This window comes from Scytonema sp. HK-05, assembly GCF_963872035.1.
Classification (GTDB): Bacteria; Cyanobacteriota; Cyanobacteriia; order Cyanobacteriales; family Nostocaceae; genus Kalymmatonema.
In genome coordinates, this window is record NZ_CAWMYC010000033.1 from 1 (window position 1) to 14,952 (window position 14,952).

Below are 14,952 nucleotides of genomic sequence, written 5' to 3' on the forward strand. Positions count from 1 at the left end.
ACAATAAAAAGCCGTCCTAAAAGGACGGGGCTTTAAACCCAGTTTTTCGGTAAAAATCAACAAACCCCAAATCAATGTGGTACGGATCATGAGTAATTATCCACCCTTCGTTCTCAAGGGCAGTCCTGACTAGTTGATGAAACCTATCTCTTGCGGACATCGTGGACAGCTAGCCAAAAGGATTAATCAAGTGTTTGGCTAAATTCTATCGTGCATCACACTCAAGCAGCACTAGGCATCGCAGCATGACATCACGTCACAACAAAATCTGTGACAAATCAGTATACCAAGGAAGCGATCGCCTGTAGCTCCAGACAATGCGTATAGCAGTAGAGTGCGTTGTCACAAAGCGCAACGCACCCTACATGATCGATACGATGGCACGAAGTGCCCGCCCAAAGGGCGATCGCTATTCATCCAAGGTGGTTAAGCGAGCAAGTCATAGCGATCGTAATCACTACGCGACTAGCTCGCGGGCATTAATGCAAGATATCTCAGGTTATCCGCTAAATTTCTAACTTTTGAACATATGGCATCTCGAACTTCTGGATGATACTAAACGTTTTTGATTTGTGAGACCTTACATAGATAAGCATAAAGACTCAACTTTAAGAAGCACAAGAAAAAACAATGCCGGATGAAACATTCAGGAAAAACGTTCCAGAAATTGACCCAACGGAGATTGAAGATTCTCGAACTGCGATCGCCGACGAACATCACTCGTTCCTGGAAAAGGTCATGGTAAAAAGCGGATTTGGGGATCTGTATGACGCAAGAGACTTTACTGAAGTTGTGTTTCGCGTCATGCGCGACTTAATGACAAGGGAAGCCATTGAGCGCGTCGAGTCAGAACTGCATCAAGAGGCTGTGCCTACGAAGGAGAAAGCACTTCAGATGGAAGTGGCTGATCTGTGGAAAGACACCAATCCAATTGTGGGATTTTTAAGTCGAATACGTCAACCTTTAAGAGGTCCGGCTCCGATTGGAATTGATTCCAATCTATTTCTCACCCGAGTTGCCAATGAAGGAGCACTGCCACCGACAATCCAGGCAGAGCAGGGAGTTAAAGCGGTATTTGCTGCCACCAAAGACCAACTTTCCGAAGAGCGGATTCAGGAAATTGCTGGCTGGCTCCCTGACCGTATCCGTGAGCTTTGGGAGCAAGCTTAATTAGAAGCCTGAAAAAGTCAAGTCTGTTTGCGGGTGATAATCACAAACAGGCTTTCTATTATGTTTATTGATTTACAACCATCAATCTAGAGGAAGGCGATGCTCCTCCGGAGGAGCCGCCCAAAGGGCGATCGCCCAAACTCTTCAGGTGTAAGTAAATAACCTCTAATACTGCAACAACTGGTAGGGTGCATTGCCCTGAACGCCAACGCACCAGATCAATTTTCTTAGCAAATTTAACTACGCTTATAAACTAACTCCATCTTCAACTTTTCAATCTCAAGTTTCAACTTTTCATTCTCCATCTTCAGCTTGGCATTTTCCTCCCTAATAACCTCAATTTCATTTCTCTTCGTTAAAGCCTGATTCATCGCCAACTTTCGCATATCTAGTGAGAACCAACGCTGATAAGTTTGAGTATGAACTTGCACACTATGCCCCAAATTATCCGCCGCAGCTTTTATAGGTATTCCCAGAATATGCGCCCTAATTGCCCATGCATGACGTAAATCATACGGCTTAAAATCCAATCCTATTTTCCGGAACCACCAACTAACTCGTTGTGTTAATGCAGTTATCTCTGCATGATTGCTTTTATCTTTTTTACTAATTGCTGTTGCTAGCATTTCTAAATATTTCGGATTTCTTAAATCAAATTCTTCAATCCATTGCTTATATAATGGTAATGCTTGTCTTTCTCCAGTTTTACACTCTTTATGGACTTTCCATGTCAGATCTGCATTTTCTTCGCTTAACCACCAATCGATATCAGGACTAATAAAAAGCTCCCGTGGTCGTAAACCAAAAGTTGCCAACATTCCATAAGTCCATCGCCAAAGCTGCCAACTATCTTTAACATCTGGATTAACTTGATTACCTCTGTTATTTAGGTAATCAGCAAACTTGAGAATTCCTGCAGATATTTCCACATCGGTCGGTATCTTCCGGGAACTATTTTCAGGCATTTTAGAGTATTTAGATAAATCAATCTCAATTTTGAAGGTTATGCAAAATGCCGAAATAGCTCTTGCAGCATTATATTTAGCCCATTCTTTATCAATTTTTTCAATAGAATTAATCAGATTTTCCGGAGTTGCCAAATCTTTAGAATTAGTGAACCGCTTGGTTCGAGAAAAGTAATAAAAAAAAGTATGCTCGCTTTTTGTCGTACGTTTATGAGTTTTAAAATACTCATTTTCAAATTCTTCAAGTAACTGTCCTATTGTTTTAAAGTCTTTTCTAGTTGCTTCATTACCTAAATATTTATCATTCCATTCAAAGGTTTTACGAGCGATTAACTTTCCTAATTCATATGCTTCTTCCTCTGCCGTCTTTAATCCATCCAAGTTAGCAGGAATATTCAAACTGAGATTATATTGCTTTCTTCCAGTTCCGTTTGTGTCCTTATCTCCGGGTTTAATGGGTAACGTCGCTCGTAATTGCAGACTTCCATTCGATTCTCTAATTGTCACCTTTGTCTTTGCAGACTTCAAACGCTGATTAACTTTCTCTAATTCTAGTAGTACTTTTGTTCTCATATACTCTCTTTGCTGCTGTGCTTGCTGACTTGAGCCAAGAAAACTCCCATCGGTAGATGAAATTGGCTCCAAGCCTTCAAAAGCTTGCTGATACTTGTCTTTATCCTGGTTATGCATTGTTGTGTTTTTAGCCTATATTTAGCCTAAAAATAAATGTGTTATCAGCGAACAATGCTTAAAACTGACACTGTTTACTGTAAACATTAGGCTATTTGAAGCTATTGAATCATAAAAAGGATTACTCCGGTCCTTATCACGGTTATGACGGCTTTGCCATCTTTGCCCGCGACATGGATCTCGCGCTCAACAGCCCCACTTGGGGATTAATCGGCGCTCCCTGGAATCAAAACGCTAAAGCTAAGGCTAAAGCTGTCGCCTAGGGAAATGGGAGAAAAAAAGATGTGGGGATAACCTGGGGTTTTTACCCCAGGGGGGAGTAGAAAGTAGGGAATGTAACACTCACCACTTCCCACTCCCCACTCCCAACTCTTATTACGCACTCTCCATTGCCTCGAATCTTTATTCCTCGACCAGTAACTCATTACAGCAACCTAAGGATAGGAAAATGCCTCAGAATCCGGAAAAGATTCAAGATCACGTCGAACTATTCCACCAACCGGAATACCAGCAGCTATTTGAGAACAAAAAGCAATTTGAAAACGGACACGACCCTGAAGAAGTAAAAAGGGTTGCAGAATGGACGAAGACTTGGGAGTATCGTGAAAAGAACTTCGCCCGTGAAGCATTGACCGTCAACCCTGCTAAAGGCTGCCAACCATTAGGAGCAATCTTCGCTGCTGTTGGTTTTGAAGGCACTCTACCTTTTGTCCAAGGTTCCCAAGGTTGCGTTGCTTACTTCCGTACCCACCTAACCCGTCACTACAAAGAACCGTTTTCTGGCGTATCTTCTTCGATGACTGAAGACGCAGCGGTGTTCGGTGGACTGCAAAACATGATCGACGGCTTGGCGAATTCCTACCAACTCTACAAGCCCAAGATGATTGCTGTCTGCACCACCTGTATGGCAGAGGTTATCGGTGATGACTTGCAGGCTTTCATCAACAATGCCAAGAATGCAGGTTCAGTTCCTCAAGATTTCCCAGTCCCCTTTGCTCACACTCCTAGCTTTGTTGGTTCCCACATCACAGGCTACGACAACATGATGAAGGGTATTCTTTCTAACCTCACAGCAGGTAAGAAGAAGGAAACCAGCAATGGCAAAATCAACTTTATCCCTGGTTTTGACACCTATGTTGGTAACAACCGGGAAATCAAGCGGATTTGTAATCTGATGGGTATCGATTACACCGTGCTGGCAGATAACAGCGACTATCTGGATTCACCCAACACAGGTGAATTTGATATGTACCCAGGTGGTACTCCCCTAGAAGAAGCAGCAGATTCAATTAATGCTAAAGCTACAATTGCTCTGCAAGCACACTCTACCCCCAAAACCCGCGAATACATTGAAAAAGAATGGAAGCAACAGACCGTAGTTTCTCGTCCTTGGGGTATTAAGGGTACTGATGAGTTCTTGATGAAACTCAGTGAACTGACTGGTAAACCCATTCCTAAAGAACTGGAAATCGAACGCGGTCGCGCAGTTGATGCGATGACTGACTCCCATGCATGGGTTCACGGCAAGCGCTTCGCTATCTACGGTGAGCCTGATCTCGTGTACTGTGTGGTAAGCTTCATGCTGGAAATGGGTGCTGAACCTGTGCATATCCTGGTTCATAACAGCAATGAACACTTTGAGAAAGAACTGAAAGAGTTGCTGGATTCTAGCCCCAATGGTAAGAGTGCTACCATCTGGCCTGGTAAAGACCTGTGGCATATGCGTTCTTTGCTTTTCACCGAACCCGTAGACTTGCTCATCGGTAACACCTACGGTAAGTACCTGTGGCGCGACACCAAGACTCCCCTCGTGAGAATTGGCTATCCGATCATGGACCGCCATCACTTGCACCGCTACGCCACTATCGGCTATGAAGGCGCGATCAACTTGCTCAACTGGATCGTGAATACCCTCTTCGAGGAAATCGATCGCAACACCAACATTCCTGCTAAGACCGATATCTCCTACGACTTGATTCGTTAGGAATTGCATTAACTCGCGTCGTGCCAATAAAGGAAAAGGAAAAGGCAAAAGAAAAATTGAACATTTCTTAATGAATGCCTTTTTCCTTTTACCTTTTTCTTTTTACCTTTTTCCTAAGGATTGTATTATGAAATCGGTAACTCACACTCACACTCATACTCACGGAAACTATTATCCACCTAAGTATAAAAAATCTGGTTTTGATATTCTAAATCCATTGCGCCGTCGCGTGGATGAAATTCAAGTTAAAAATGCTCGCTTCGCTCATTTAATTTGCCAAGTCATTCCTTGTTGTTGCCCCTTTGAGCGAAAGATTCATTTGTTTGGACATACCCTTCACATTCCTGCACTGTGCAAACTTAATCCCCTGTATGACAATTTTGTTGGATTACGTTTCCGTGCCTTATCTTACTTAAGCGATGAGTGTGGAGAGGATGTCACAAAATATATTTGCTAGTTATTAGTCATTAGTCATTGGTCATTAGTCATTAGTCATTAGTCATTGGTTAATCACAAAGCAACGAACAAAAACAAATGACAAAGGATGAAAGACACATAACAAACGACAAAGGAAAAATCAGATGAAAATCACCCAAGGCAAAATCAACGAGCTGCTCACTGAGCCTGGATGCGAACACAATAAAGACAAGCATGGAGACAAGAAAAACAAGTCTTGCACGCAATTACCCAAGCCTGGTGCTGCTCAGGGTGGTTGTGCCTTTGATGGTGCAATGATTTCCCTAGTCCCAATTACCGATGCTGCTCATTTAGTCCACGGACCGATCGCCTGCTCTGGTAACTCCTGGGGAAGTCGTGGTAGTCTCTCCTCTGGTCCTATGCTGTACAAAACGGGCTTTACCACCGATTTGAGTGAGAATGATGTCATCTTCGGCGGGGAAAAAAAGCTCTACAAAGCCATCCAGGACATACACAAGCGTTACCAACCAGCTGCCATCTTTGTTTACTCCACGTGTGTCACCGCCTTGATTGGTGAGGATATAGATGCAGTCTGCGAAGCCGCTGCCAAGAAATTAGGAACTCCTGTTATCCCCGTAAATGCACCGGGGTTCATCGGTAGTAAAAATCTCGGCAACCGCCTTGCTGGTGAAGCTTTGCTGGAACACGTTGTCGGAACAGCCGAACCTGAATTTACCACACCTTATGACATCAACCTGATCGGTGAATACAACATCGCCGGTGAAATGTGGGGAGTGCTCCCACTGTTGGAGAAATTAGGTATTCGAGTCTTGGCAAAAATTACAGGTGATGCTCGCTACGAAGAAATTTGCTACGCCCACCGTGCCAAGCTCAATGTGATGATCTGCTCGAAAGCGCTAGTCAACATGGGCAGAAAGATGGAAGAGCGCTACGGCATCCCCTACATTGAAGAGTCTTTCTACGGCATAGAAGACATGAACCGCTGTCTGCGGAACATTGCCGCGAAATTGGGCGATCCTGATTTGCAAGAACGTACAGAAAAGCTCATTGCTGAAGAAACCGCCGCCCTGGATCTGGGACTGGCTCCCTATCGCGATCGCCTCAAAGGAAAGCGTGTTGTCCTTTATACTGGAGGCGTCAAGAGTTGGTCAATTATTTCTGCGGCTCGTGACTTGGGGATGGAAGTTGTTGCAACCAGCGCCAGAAAGAGTACTGAGGAGGATAAAGCCCGAATCAAAAGGTTGCTAGGTAAAGATGGCGTCATTCTCGAACAAGAAAGTCCCAAAGAAATCTTGCGAATCATTGACGAATCTAAGGCAGATATGTTGATTGCTGGTGGTCGCAATCAATACACCGCTCTTAAAGCTCGGATTCCTTTCTTAGACATCAACCAAGAACGCCATCATCCGTATGCAGGCTATGTGGGGATGTTAGAGATGGCACGAGAAGTGTATGAAGCCCTTTATAGCCCTGTGTGGGAGCAAGTACGTAAGCCAGCCCCGTGGGAAGCAAAGGCAGATGAGGGAGATAAGGTAGCAATATCCTCCTCATCCTCCTCATCCCCATCTCTTCTACAGGAGGTGAGGTGATGGCGATTGTCAGCGTCACAAACTCATCAGTTGCAGTTAATCCCCTCAAGCAAAGCCAAGCCTTGGGTGCAGCCTTAGCCTTTTTGGGATTGAAAGGCATAATTCCCTTAATGCACGGTTCTCAAGGCTGTACTGCCTTTGCCAAAGTAGTTCTGGTGCGGCATTTCCGTGAAGCGATTCCCCTTTCCACCACAGCGATGACTGAAGTATCAACTATTTTGGGTGGCGAGGAAAATGTTGAACAGGCAATCCTAACGCTGGTGCAAAAGTCTAAGCCAGAAATTATTGGTTTGTGTACCACTGGACTGACGGAAACCAGAGGGGATGATATGCCGGGCTTTCTCAAGGAAATCCGCAAACGTCACCCAGAACTAGATCACCTGCCAATTGTGTTAGTCTCTACACCTGATTTTAAGGGTGCATTGCAAGATGGCTTTGCTGCCGCTGTCGAAAGCATAGTTAAGGAAATTCCGCAAGCAGGCGAAACCAAAGCGCAGCAAATCACGATTTTGGCAAGTTCTGCCTTCACTCCAGGGGATGTGCAGGAAATCAAAGAAATTGTCACCGCCTTTGGACTAAAGCCAATCTTTGTGCCCGATCTTTCCGCTTCACTAGATGGTCACTTAGAGGATTCCTACAGCCCCATAACAGCATCTGGCACGAGTTTGACACAACTGCGGGAAATCGGTAGTTCTTCGTTCACTCTGGCACTCGGTGAAAGTATGCGGGGTGCGGCGCAAATTTTGGAACAGCAGTTTGGCATACCTTACGAGGTGTTTGGTGAACTGACGGGATTAGAAGCGGTGGACTCTTTCCTACAAGCATTGGCAGACATCAGCGGTATGAGTGTACCAGAGAAATATCGTCGCCAACGCCGCCAGTTACAAGATGCCATGTTGGATACTCACTTTTACTTTGGTTGTAAGCGAGTGTCTTTAGCACTGGAACCGGACTTGCTTTGGTCAACAGTTCGTTTTCTGCAATCAATGGGGTCTCAGATTCATGCAGCAGTAACGACAACACGTTCTTCTGTGCTGGAAAAACTCCCCGTTAAAAGTGTCACTATCGGTGATTTGGAAGATTTTGAGCAACTGGCACCTGGATCTGACTTGTTGATTGGTAATTCTCATACAGTGGCGATCGCCAAACGCTTAGGAATTCCTGTTTACCGCCAAGGCATTCCCATTTTTGACCGCTTGGGAAATGGTCAGTTTACCAAAGTTGGCTACCGAGGCACGATACAGCTTTTGTTTGACATTGGGAACCTCTTTTTAGAGGAAGAAGAAGGGAAAGCTAAGCATTTCATGAACCACAAATACGCAGAAAACCCCGACAAAGAATGAGAAGTCGGTGTCAGTTTTAGCATTCATGAAATTTAGAAAATATGAGTTATGAATTATGAGTTGTCGTAAATGTTTATTTACTACTCATTACTCATCACTCATAAATTGAGTAGAGGAGAATAAGGATGAAAATTGCCTTCACAACAAGCGACCGACTTCATATTAATGCTCACTTCGGCTGGGCGAAAGAAATTGATGTTTATGAGATTTCTGATTCTGGATATCAGTTTCTAGAAACTCTCACCTTTGATGGTGATCTCAAACAAGATGGTAATGAGGATAAAGTCACACCGAAACTTGATGCACTGGCTGACTGCACGATTGTTTATGTTGCGGCAATTGGAGGTAGTGCAGCTGCTCGGTTAATCAAGAAAGGTGTCACTCCAGTCAAGGCGAAATCAGAAGAAGAAGAGATTGCTGAGATTCTCAATAAGTTAGTGCAAACTCTCAAAGGAAGCCCTCCGCCTTGGCTGCGTAAAGCTTTACAACAAAAACCCCAAAGCTTTGAAGATGAATTGGAAGAGGAAGCAACCGTATGACGACAACTAATAGTGTTAACGGAACAACTCCAACAGAAATCTTAAACTCGCCTTTTCTCAAGGCGATCGTGCAACAATTCCGGGGTCAAGATAGTTATGGAACTTACCGTAATTGGTCGGATGAGTTGCTGCTTAAACCATTTATTGTGAGTAAACAAAAGAAACGCGAAATTTCTCTTGAGGGTGAAGTCGATCCAATGACTCAGGCACGCATTATGGTGTTTTATCGCGCTGTTGCTGCTTGTATTGAAAAAGAAACAGGTCTTTTATCTCAAGTTGTCATTGATTTGAGTCATGAAGGATTTGGTTGGGCGCTCGTCTTTTCCGGCCGTCTTTTGTTAGTAACAAAGACCTTACGCGATGCACATCGCTTTGGCTTTGATTCCTTGGAGAAATTAGCAGAAGAGGGAGAAAAGTTCGTACAAAAGGGAATTGATTTGGCTAAGCGCTTTCCCGAAGTCAGCAAAGTTTAAAAAAGAAGAGCTAAGTACAGCTTTGCATTAATTCGTAGCGTTTTAAAACGCAGAGGGACGCGGTGAACCAGCGCTGCAGGAGGGTTTACCGACAGCAGGCGACTGGTGAACCCGTTCGCCGTCAGGCGTGGCGTCAGCCATAGGGAGTCAGCGCAGAGTAACGCAGAGCCTTTCTGAAATTAATTCGTTACGAAGTTGTGAAATTCTGTACTAAGAGCAAAGAGTGAAGATTAAATTTAGAAAAAATTACTTTTTCTATCTTTTATCTTCTATCTTCTTTATTCTTTCTTTTACATCAGGAGGTGTTTATGGCACAAGCTGAAGACATATCTACTGTTGAGGAACTTAAAAATAAGATAAAACGCCTCAATAGTAAAGCTGGTCAAATGAAAATGGACTTGCATGATTTGGCAGAGGGATTACCAACAAATTATCAACAGCTTATGGATGCTGCCTCTGAAACTTATGAAATTTATCGTCAATTAGATGAACTTAAGCAACAGCTAAAAAAACTGGAGCAGGCAAAATGAACTGGGATTATAATAAATTCAAAAATCTCGTAGATGCAGAGGAGTATTTTGATTTTTTTGAACTCCCCTATGACCAAAATGTTGTACACGTCAACCGTCTGCATATTTTAAAAAAGTTTTCTCAACTTATCAAAGAAATTGATGAAAATGATACTGACCTCAGTCTCTCAGATAAGTTAAGTAAATATCGTGAGGCTTTTTCTAAAGCCTATGAGGTATTTCTTGAATCAACACCCCAAGAACAAAAGCTGTTCAAAGTGTTTAATGAGAAGCCTAAAAATGTAGTCACGCTGACAGAAATCACATCGGATTAGGAGGTAAAAAGTGGTAAACCTAACGCCTACCGAATTGGAACGTTACCGTCGCCAAATGATGCTTCCTAATTTTGGCGAAGTAGCACAGAAGCGCCTCAAGTCAGCGACGGTTGTGGTTACAGGAGTAGGAGGCTTGGGCGGTACGGCGGCGCTATACCTTGCGGTAGCTGGCGTTGGGCGGCTGATTCTGGTTCGGGGTGGTGATCTGCGGCTTGATGATATGAATCGTCAGATTCTGATGACGCACGATTGGGTAGGCAAACCCAGAGTATTCAAAGCACAAGAAACTCTGAAAGCCATCAATCCTGATGTCGAGGTGGAAGCAGTTCATGAATATGTCACCCCGGAAAATGTAGACTCCTTGGTGCAATCAGCTGATATGGCTCTTGACTGCGCTCATAACTTTACGGAGCGCGATTTGTTAAATGAAGCTTGCGTGCGGTGGCGTAAGCCTATGGTGGAAGCAGCAATGGACGGGATGGAGGCTTACTTAACCACGATTATTCCTGGTGTGACGCCTTGTTTATCTTGTCTGTTTCCTGAGAAGCCTGATTGGGATACGCGTGGCTTTGCAGTTCTGGGTGCTGTTTCTGGAACACTGGCTTGTCTAGCCGCGTTGGAGGCTATCAAGCTGATCACTGGGTTGAGTCAACCTCTGTTGTCAGAACTTTTGACAATTGACTTAACCCGGATGGAATTTGTCAAGCGCCGTTCTTACCGCGATCGCTCGTGTCCTGTATGCGGTAACAGTGCGCCTTGGAGATACTCGCAATCCAATCCTATGGAAACCACCAGTCATTGCAAGTAAATATTAGTCATGTTGGTGTCTTCATTCATTGCTTTAGGATTTGCCATAGCGTTGTCTCAAGTCAGTGCAAAAATCGCAAATCAAATTTGGCAGTTCCTGGCTATATTGATTGCTTTGTTCTGCCTAGGTTTAAGCTTCATTTTTTCACCTGTGCCAATTGAAGTGCTGATTGTGATTGCTTTACTCATCACCACTAGACAAATTCACACTTTGAATCACAACAACTAATTCCCACTCATTAGGAGGTTTGATGACGGTTACTTTGACGGAAAAAGCAGAATTTCGCCTGCGCGCGTTTCTGCGGGATTCTACTCCCGAAACCAATACGCCAACTAAAGGTATCCGCATCTCTGTCAAAGATGGTGGTTGCAGTGGCTATGAGTATGCAATGGAAGTCACAAGCTCGCCGCAACCAGATGATTTAGTCAGCCAGCAAGGCAAGGTGCAAGTTTACGTTGATGCCAAAAGTGCGCCGTTATTGGAAGGGGTAATTGTCGATTTTGTAGAAGGCGTCATGGACGGCGGGTTTAGGTTCATCAACCCCAAGGCTACTGATACCTGCGGTTGTGGAAAGTCATTTAGAACGGCTGACTGTTCCTCTGAAGGTGTACCTTGCAGCTAATAGACCTATGATTGAAAATCAGTTTCAGATCCTTATGCTGTATGGTCTGAAATCTAATTTCTGGAGATGTCTAATAGCCAATTAGCTCGTTCCCCTGGAAAGCAATTCAAAATTCAAAATTAGAATTCAAGAATTTTTTGAATTTTGAATTTTGACTTTTGGATTGTTAAAGCCCTTGAAGTCATAAAACCTAACTGAACTGTACCGCGTGTGAAAAGAATCAGAAAATGACTACATACCAAGTTCGATTAATCAGCAAGAAAGAAGGTCTGGATACCACAATTGAAGTTGATGAGGAGACAACTATCCTCGATGCAGCTGAAGAAAAGGGTATTGATTTGCCCTTTTCTTGTCACGCAGGTGCTTGTTCTAGCTGCGTTGGTAAAGTTGTTGAAGGTGAAATCGACCAATCTGAGCAAAGCTTTTTGGATGACGAGCAAATGTCGAAGGGTTTCGCTCTACTTTGCGTGACTTATCCACGTTCTAATTGCACGATTAAGACTCATCAAGAACCATACTTGGTCTAGTTTCTATCTTGTTGCAGTGTTTTCATCTGTAAGGCAATAAATTCCTGACTCATGTAAAGACGTAGCATGCTATAGCAATCCTAATTCATAAGCCCTACGGGCACGCTACGCGTATGCCTGCGGCACGCTCTGCGCTTACGTGAACAACAAGATTCCCGACTTCTTAAACAAGTCGGGAATCTGATCAAATGAATTTTAAAAATTCAAATAACATTGCTATACATCTCTACAAAAAACTTCTTGCAAAAATCCAAATTATGAATTTTTAACCCACGAGATTTACACAGATAACTTATCTGTGTCCATCTGTGTCCATCTGTGGTTTTTTTATAAAAAAATGACTTTTTTAAATATGTAAAATAAAAAATAATTAATGTTTTATAAATTCCGTATCACAGGTTCCTCATTAGCCTTGCTGAAGATAGGAGAGCGAGGAATCGTCAAGTTCTGCAACATTAAGGACGAAAAATTTCTCAAAGAACTGATATCAATGGGAGTAATACCAGGAGCTTCCATAACTTTAGAACAGCAGTTTCCTTGTTTTGTCATCAGAGTAGGAGAAAACAGATTGACACTGCAAAAGGAAATTGCTCGAAGAATTTATGTCCGCATTGATGATCAGTAAACCAATGAGGAAATTGTAGAACCATGATTGAGAATACCGCTGTACGCCACCATCAAAACTTTTTACAAGTCATTCAGAGTTACTATCAACTCACAAAGCCTAGGATTATCCCGCTGCTCCTCATGACGACTGCTGCTAGTATGTGGATTGCATCCGAGGGAAACGTCAACCCAGTATTGCTGCTTGTGACTCTCTGTGGCGGGACTTTCGCCGCTGCTAGCGCCCAGACAATTAACTGTATCTATGACCGGGACATTGATGACCAAATGGAACGCACGCGTCATCGACCTTTGGTTTCCGGTCGCATACAGCCATCTCATGCTTTGATATTTGCGATCGCACTTGCTTGTCTTTCCTTCAGCCTACTTGCTGTGTTCGTCAACTTGCTAAGTGCTTTATTAACAATGTCCGGTATTATCTTTTATATAGGCGTCTACACTCACTTACTCAAACGCCATAATTCTGCAAACATCGTCATTGGTGGTGCTGCTGGAGCAATTCCGACCTTAGTAGGTTGGGCGGCGGTAACAGATACTTTAAGCTGGGCAGCATGGTTACTATTTGCGATCATATTCTTGTGGACACCTCCCCATTTCTGGGCTTTAGCATTGATGATCCGTGACGAGTATGCCAAAGTTAGTGTACCGATGCTTCCTGTTGTCGCTGGTAATGTTGCTGCGACTCGTCAGATTTGGGTGTACTCTTTGCTTCTTATCCCCACTACATTTTTACTCGTCTATCCGCTTGCTGTTACTGGTGCTGTTTACGCCTGTATCGCCCTTGTACTAGGGGCTATTTTCATCAAAAAAGCTTGGGCGCTTTTGCACAATCCAGATGATAAACAACTAGCGCGTTCTCTATTTCTCTACTCAATTTTTTATATGATGTTGCTATGCGTTGGAATGGTGATTGATAGCTTGCCGTTAACTCATCGGCTAATCGGAGCAATTTTAGATTTGAGATTTTAGATGGGAGATAACACAAAAAAAAGGTAGAAGGAAAAAGGCATAGTATATTTTACTTTTTCCCTTTTCCCTTACACCTTTACCTAATTGCTGATCTCACATCCAAAGTCCAAACCGAGTCATTTTTCGTTCAAGATAAGGAGTTGCAGGAAAAAGCCAGCCACTTTCTCAAGCAACAGCAATTATCATGTTAATACTAGCTTGTTATAAGGATTACCGTCCTCAGTAAATTTACCACTGTGATAACATCTACCGTAGCTTTACTAAGATGCAAAATCTATTACAGTGGTTTTCTTTGGGGTGGGTATTGCTCGCGAAAATCTCAAATGTCCACCAAATTGGCTTTTATAAGCAACAAATACCCTATGATTTGTGATTTAATCATAGAAGAAGCAATGTAATTTTTTTCTAAATATTAATCAATATAGCAATTCTAAATCATAAGTTCTACAGGCTGCCTTCGGCTAAGTGAACAACAAGATTCCCGACTTCTTAAAGAAGTCGGGAATCTGAACACGCGCGATTTTCATAAATCAAATAGGATTTTTATATTTTATATATGGGTTAGTTGTTAAAAACTCCAATTGTAATTGTATATACTATGTCAGAAGTCAATAATTATCAATCTGAAGGTAAAGATTTTGAGCGCAAGTGGTCGGATTATTATAACGCTGTTGTGGGTCGTCCAGCACGAGACACCCTACTTGAAGCTTTAGCGCGTTTTGACGCTGAAAGTCTTAACCAACAAGAAACAGGTGTCCAACAGCCACGGTTTGCAGTTGACTTAGGCTGCGGGGAAGGGCGAGATACAGTAGAACTGTTGCGTCGGGGTTGGCGGGTTTTGGCTATTGATGGTGAAGCTGAAGCTTTAGCCCGTTTATTAAATCGTTCAGATATTAATCGCCAACTTCTAGAAACTCGCGTTGTTCTCTTTAAAGACCTAGTGCTACCCGAATCAGTAGATTTAGTAAACGCCAGCTTTTCATTACCATTTTGTCCGCCAAACTCTTTCCCTAGTTTATGGGAAAAAATTATTTCATCATTGCGTTCTGGTGGTCGTTTCTGTGGACAATTGTTTGGGGAACGCGATTCTTGGGCAATTTATGCTTCCATGAATCACCATACGCGCCAACAGATAGAAATGTTGCTGCAACCTTTTGAAATAGAAATGTTACAGGAAGAAGACCATCCGGGAAAAACAGCTATAGGGGAAGACAAGCACTGGCATATTTTTCATGTTGTTGCTCGCAAAAAGTAAGATTTTTATGAGAAAAAACCTTTGCGAGCCAAATGAGTAAACACTCGCTACCAATTCTTCATCAAAACCTCCGAGATACCCCGTCCGTCTATACGGCGCTTAGGGATAGGAG

General features: G+C 43.1%; 20 protein-coding genes and 1 pseudogene. 18 read left to right on the forward strand and 3 right to left on the reverse strand.

Annotated features, from left to right (window positions below):
• Nucleotides 1–16: 16 nt before the first annotated feature.
• On the reverse strand, nucleotides 17–160 hold the full coding sequence (locus AACT52_RS05965) for an element excision factor XisH family protein (protein ID WP_198941113.1): 144 nt from the start codon (nucleotides 158–160) through the stop codon (nucleotides 17–19).
• A gap of 157 nt (nucleotides 161–317) precedes the next feature.
• Between AACT52_RS05965 and AACT52_RS05970 the strand changes: the two genes are divergently transcribed.
• Complete coding sequence (locus AACT52_RS05970) at nucleotides 318–518, forward strand: hypothetical protein (RefSeq protein WP_143173007.1); 201 nt, start codon at nucleotides 318–320, stop codon at nucleotides 516–518.
• Nucleotides 519–630: 112 nt separating this feature from the next.
• Nucleotides 631–1,170 carry a DUF2267 domain-containing protein gene (locus AACT52_RS05975; protein ID WP_073636350.1) on the forward strand — a complete coding sequence of 180 codons (540 nt, stop codon included), beginning with the start codon at nucleotides 631–633 and terminating at the stop codon, nucleotides 1,168–1,170.
• A 64-nt stretch (nucleotides 1,171–1,234) separates the two neighbouring features.
• On the opposite strand, the gene AACT52_RS05980 is transcribed toward AACT52_RS05975, so the two are convergent.
• Both AACT52_RS05980 and AACT52_RS05985 read right to left on the reverse strand, forming a co-directional pair.
• The gene (locus AACT52_RS05980; protein ID WP_158055008.1) at nucleotides 1,235–1,384 is read right to left on the reverse strand and encodes a hypothetical protein; all 150 of its coding nucleotides are present in this window, start codon (nucleotides 1,382–1,384) and stop codon (nucleotides 1,235–1,237) included.
• 22 nt (nucleotides 1,385–1,406) lie between these two features.
• Nucleotides 1,407–2,825 (reverse strand): site-specific integrase, encoded by a 1,419-nt coding sequence (locus AACT52_RS05985; RefSeq protein WP_198941114.1) that lies wholly within the window; start codon nucleotides 2,823–2,825, stop codon nucleotides 1,407–1,409.
• A 110-nt stretch (nucleotides 2,826–2,935) separates the two neighbouring features.
• Here AACT52_RS05985 and AACT52_RS05990 point away from each other — a divergent pair.
• The 16 genes and pseudogenes from AACT52_RS05990 to AACT52_RS06065 all read left to right on the forward strand — a co-directional run.
• Nucleotides 2,936–3,088, forward strand: a pseudogene (locus AACT52_RS05990) (nitrogenase molybdenum-iron protein alpha chain); the annotation flags it as partial.
• Between the two features lie 185 nt (nucleotides 3,089–3,273).
• Complete coding sequence (gene nifK / locus AACT52_RS05995; RefSeq protein WP_073636351.1) at nucleotides 3,274–4,809, forward strand: nitrogenase molybdenum-iron protein subunit beta; 1,536 nt, start codon at nucleotides 3,274–3,276, stop codon at nucleotides 4,807–4,809.
• Between the two features lie 127 nt (nucleotides 4,810–4,936).
• On the forward strand, nucleotides 4,937–5,266 hold the full coding sequence (locus AACT52_RS06000) for a Mo-dependent nitrogenase C-terminal domain-containing protein (protein ID WP_073636365.1): 330 nt from the start codon (nucleotides 4,937–4,939) through the stop codon (nucleotides 5,264–5,266).
• A 124-nt stretch (nucleotides 5,267–5,390) separates the two neighbouring features.
• Nucleotides 5,391–6,836, forward strand: coding sequence for a nitrogenase iron-molybdenum cofactor biosynthesis protein NifE (gene nifE, locus AACT52_RS06005; RefSeq protein ID WP_073636352.1), 1,446 nt, complete (start codon nucleotides 5,391–5,393; stop codon nucleotides 6,834–6,836).
• Nucleotides 6,836–8,179, forward strand: coding sequence for a nitrogenase iron-molybdenum cofactor biosynthesis protein NifN (gene nifN, locus AACT52_RS06010; protein ID WP_073636353.1), 1,344 nt, complete (start codon nucleotides 6,836–6,838; stop codon nucleotides 8,177–8,179). The genes nifE and nifN overlap by 1 nt, the downstream gene beginning before the upstream one ends.
• Nucleotides 8,180–8,304: 125 nt before the next feature.
• Nucleotides 8,305–8,718: a nitrogen fixation protein NifX gene (nifX, locus tag AACT52_RS06015; RefSeq protein WP_073636354.1), complete on the forward strand. Its 414-nt coding sequence runs from the start codon at nucleotides 8,305–8,307 to the stop codon at nucleotides 8,716–8,718.
• Entirely contained in the window at nucleotides 8,715–9,191 is a 477-nt protein-coding gene (locus tag AACT52_RS06020; RefSeq protein ID WP_073636355.1) for a NifX-associated nitrogen fixation protein, read from the forward strand. The genes nifX and AACT52_RS06020 overlap by 4 nt, the downstream gene beginning before the upstream one ends.
• Before the next feature lie 308 nt (nucleotides 9,192–9,499).
• On the forward strand, nucleotides 9,500–9,721 hold the full coding sequence (locus tag AACT52_RS06025; protein ID WP_073636356.1) for a CCE_0567 family metalloprotein: 222 nt from the start codon (nucleotides 9,500–9,502) through the stop codon (nucleotides 9,719–9,721).
• A complete protein-coding gene (gene nifW, locus AACT52_RS06030) occupies nucleotides 9,718–10,035 on the forward strand; it encodes a nitrogenase-stabilizing/protective protein NifW (RefSeq protein ID WP_073636357.1) in 318 nt (105 codons plus the stop codon). Before AACT52_RS06025 ends, nifW begins: the two co-directional genes overlap by 4 nt.
• Before the next feature lie 10 nt (nucleotides 10,036–10,045).
• Nucleotides 10,046–10,843, forward strand: coding sequence for a HesA/MoeB/ThiF family protein (locus AACT52_RS06035; protein WP_041037229.1), 798 nt, complete (start codon nucleotides 10,046–10,048; stop codon nucleotides 10,841–10,843).
• 9 nt (nucleotides 10,844–10,852) lie between these two features.
• On the forward strand, nucleotides 10,853–11,071 hold the full coding sequence (locus AACT52_RS06040; RefSeq protein WP_073636358.1) for a hypothetical protein: 219 nt from the start codon (nucleotides 10,853–10,855) through the stop codon (nucleotides 11,069–11,071).
• A gap of 22 nt (nucleotides 11,072–11,093) precedes the next feature.
• The gene (locus AACT52_RS06045) at nucleotides 11,094–11,465 is read left to right on the forward strand and encodes a HesB/IscA family protein (protein ID WP_073636359.1); all 372 of its coding nucleotides are present in this window, start codon (nucleotides 11,094–11,096) and stop codon (nucleotides 11,463–11,465) included.
• A 227-nt stretch (nucleotides 11,466–11,692) separates the two neighbouring features.
• Complete coding sequence (locus tag AACT52_RS06050) at nucleotides 11,693–11,992, forward strand: 2Fe-2S iron-sulfur cluster-binding protein (RefSeq protein WP_073636360.1); 300 nt, start codon at nucleotides 11,693–11,695, stop codon at nucleotides 11,990–11,992.
• A 373-nt stretch (nucleotides 11,993–12,365) separates the two neighbouring features.
• Complete coding sequence (locus tag AACT52_RS06055; protein WP_073636361.1) at nucleotides 12,366–12,617, forward strand: FeoA family protein; 252 nt, start codon at nucleotides 12,366–12,368, stop codon at nucleotides 12,615–12,617.
• 23 nt (nucleotides 12,618–12,640) lie between these two features.
• A complete protein-coding gene (locus AACT52_RS06060; RefSeq protein WP_073636362.1) occupies nucleotides 12,641–13,585 on the forward strand; it encodes a heme o synthase in 945 nt (314 codons plus the stop codon).
• 598 nt (nucleotides 13,586–14,183) lie between these two features.
• A complete protein-coding gene (locus AACT52_RS06065) occupies nucleotides 14,184–14,840 on the forward strand; it encodes a class I SAM-dependent methyltransferase (RefSeq protein WP_073636363.1) in 657 nt (218 codons plus the stop codon).
• The last annotated feature ends 112 nt before the right edge of the window (nucleotides 14,841–14,952 follow it).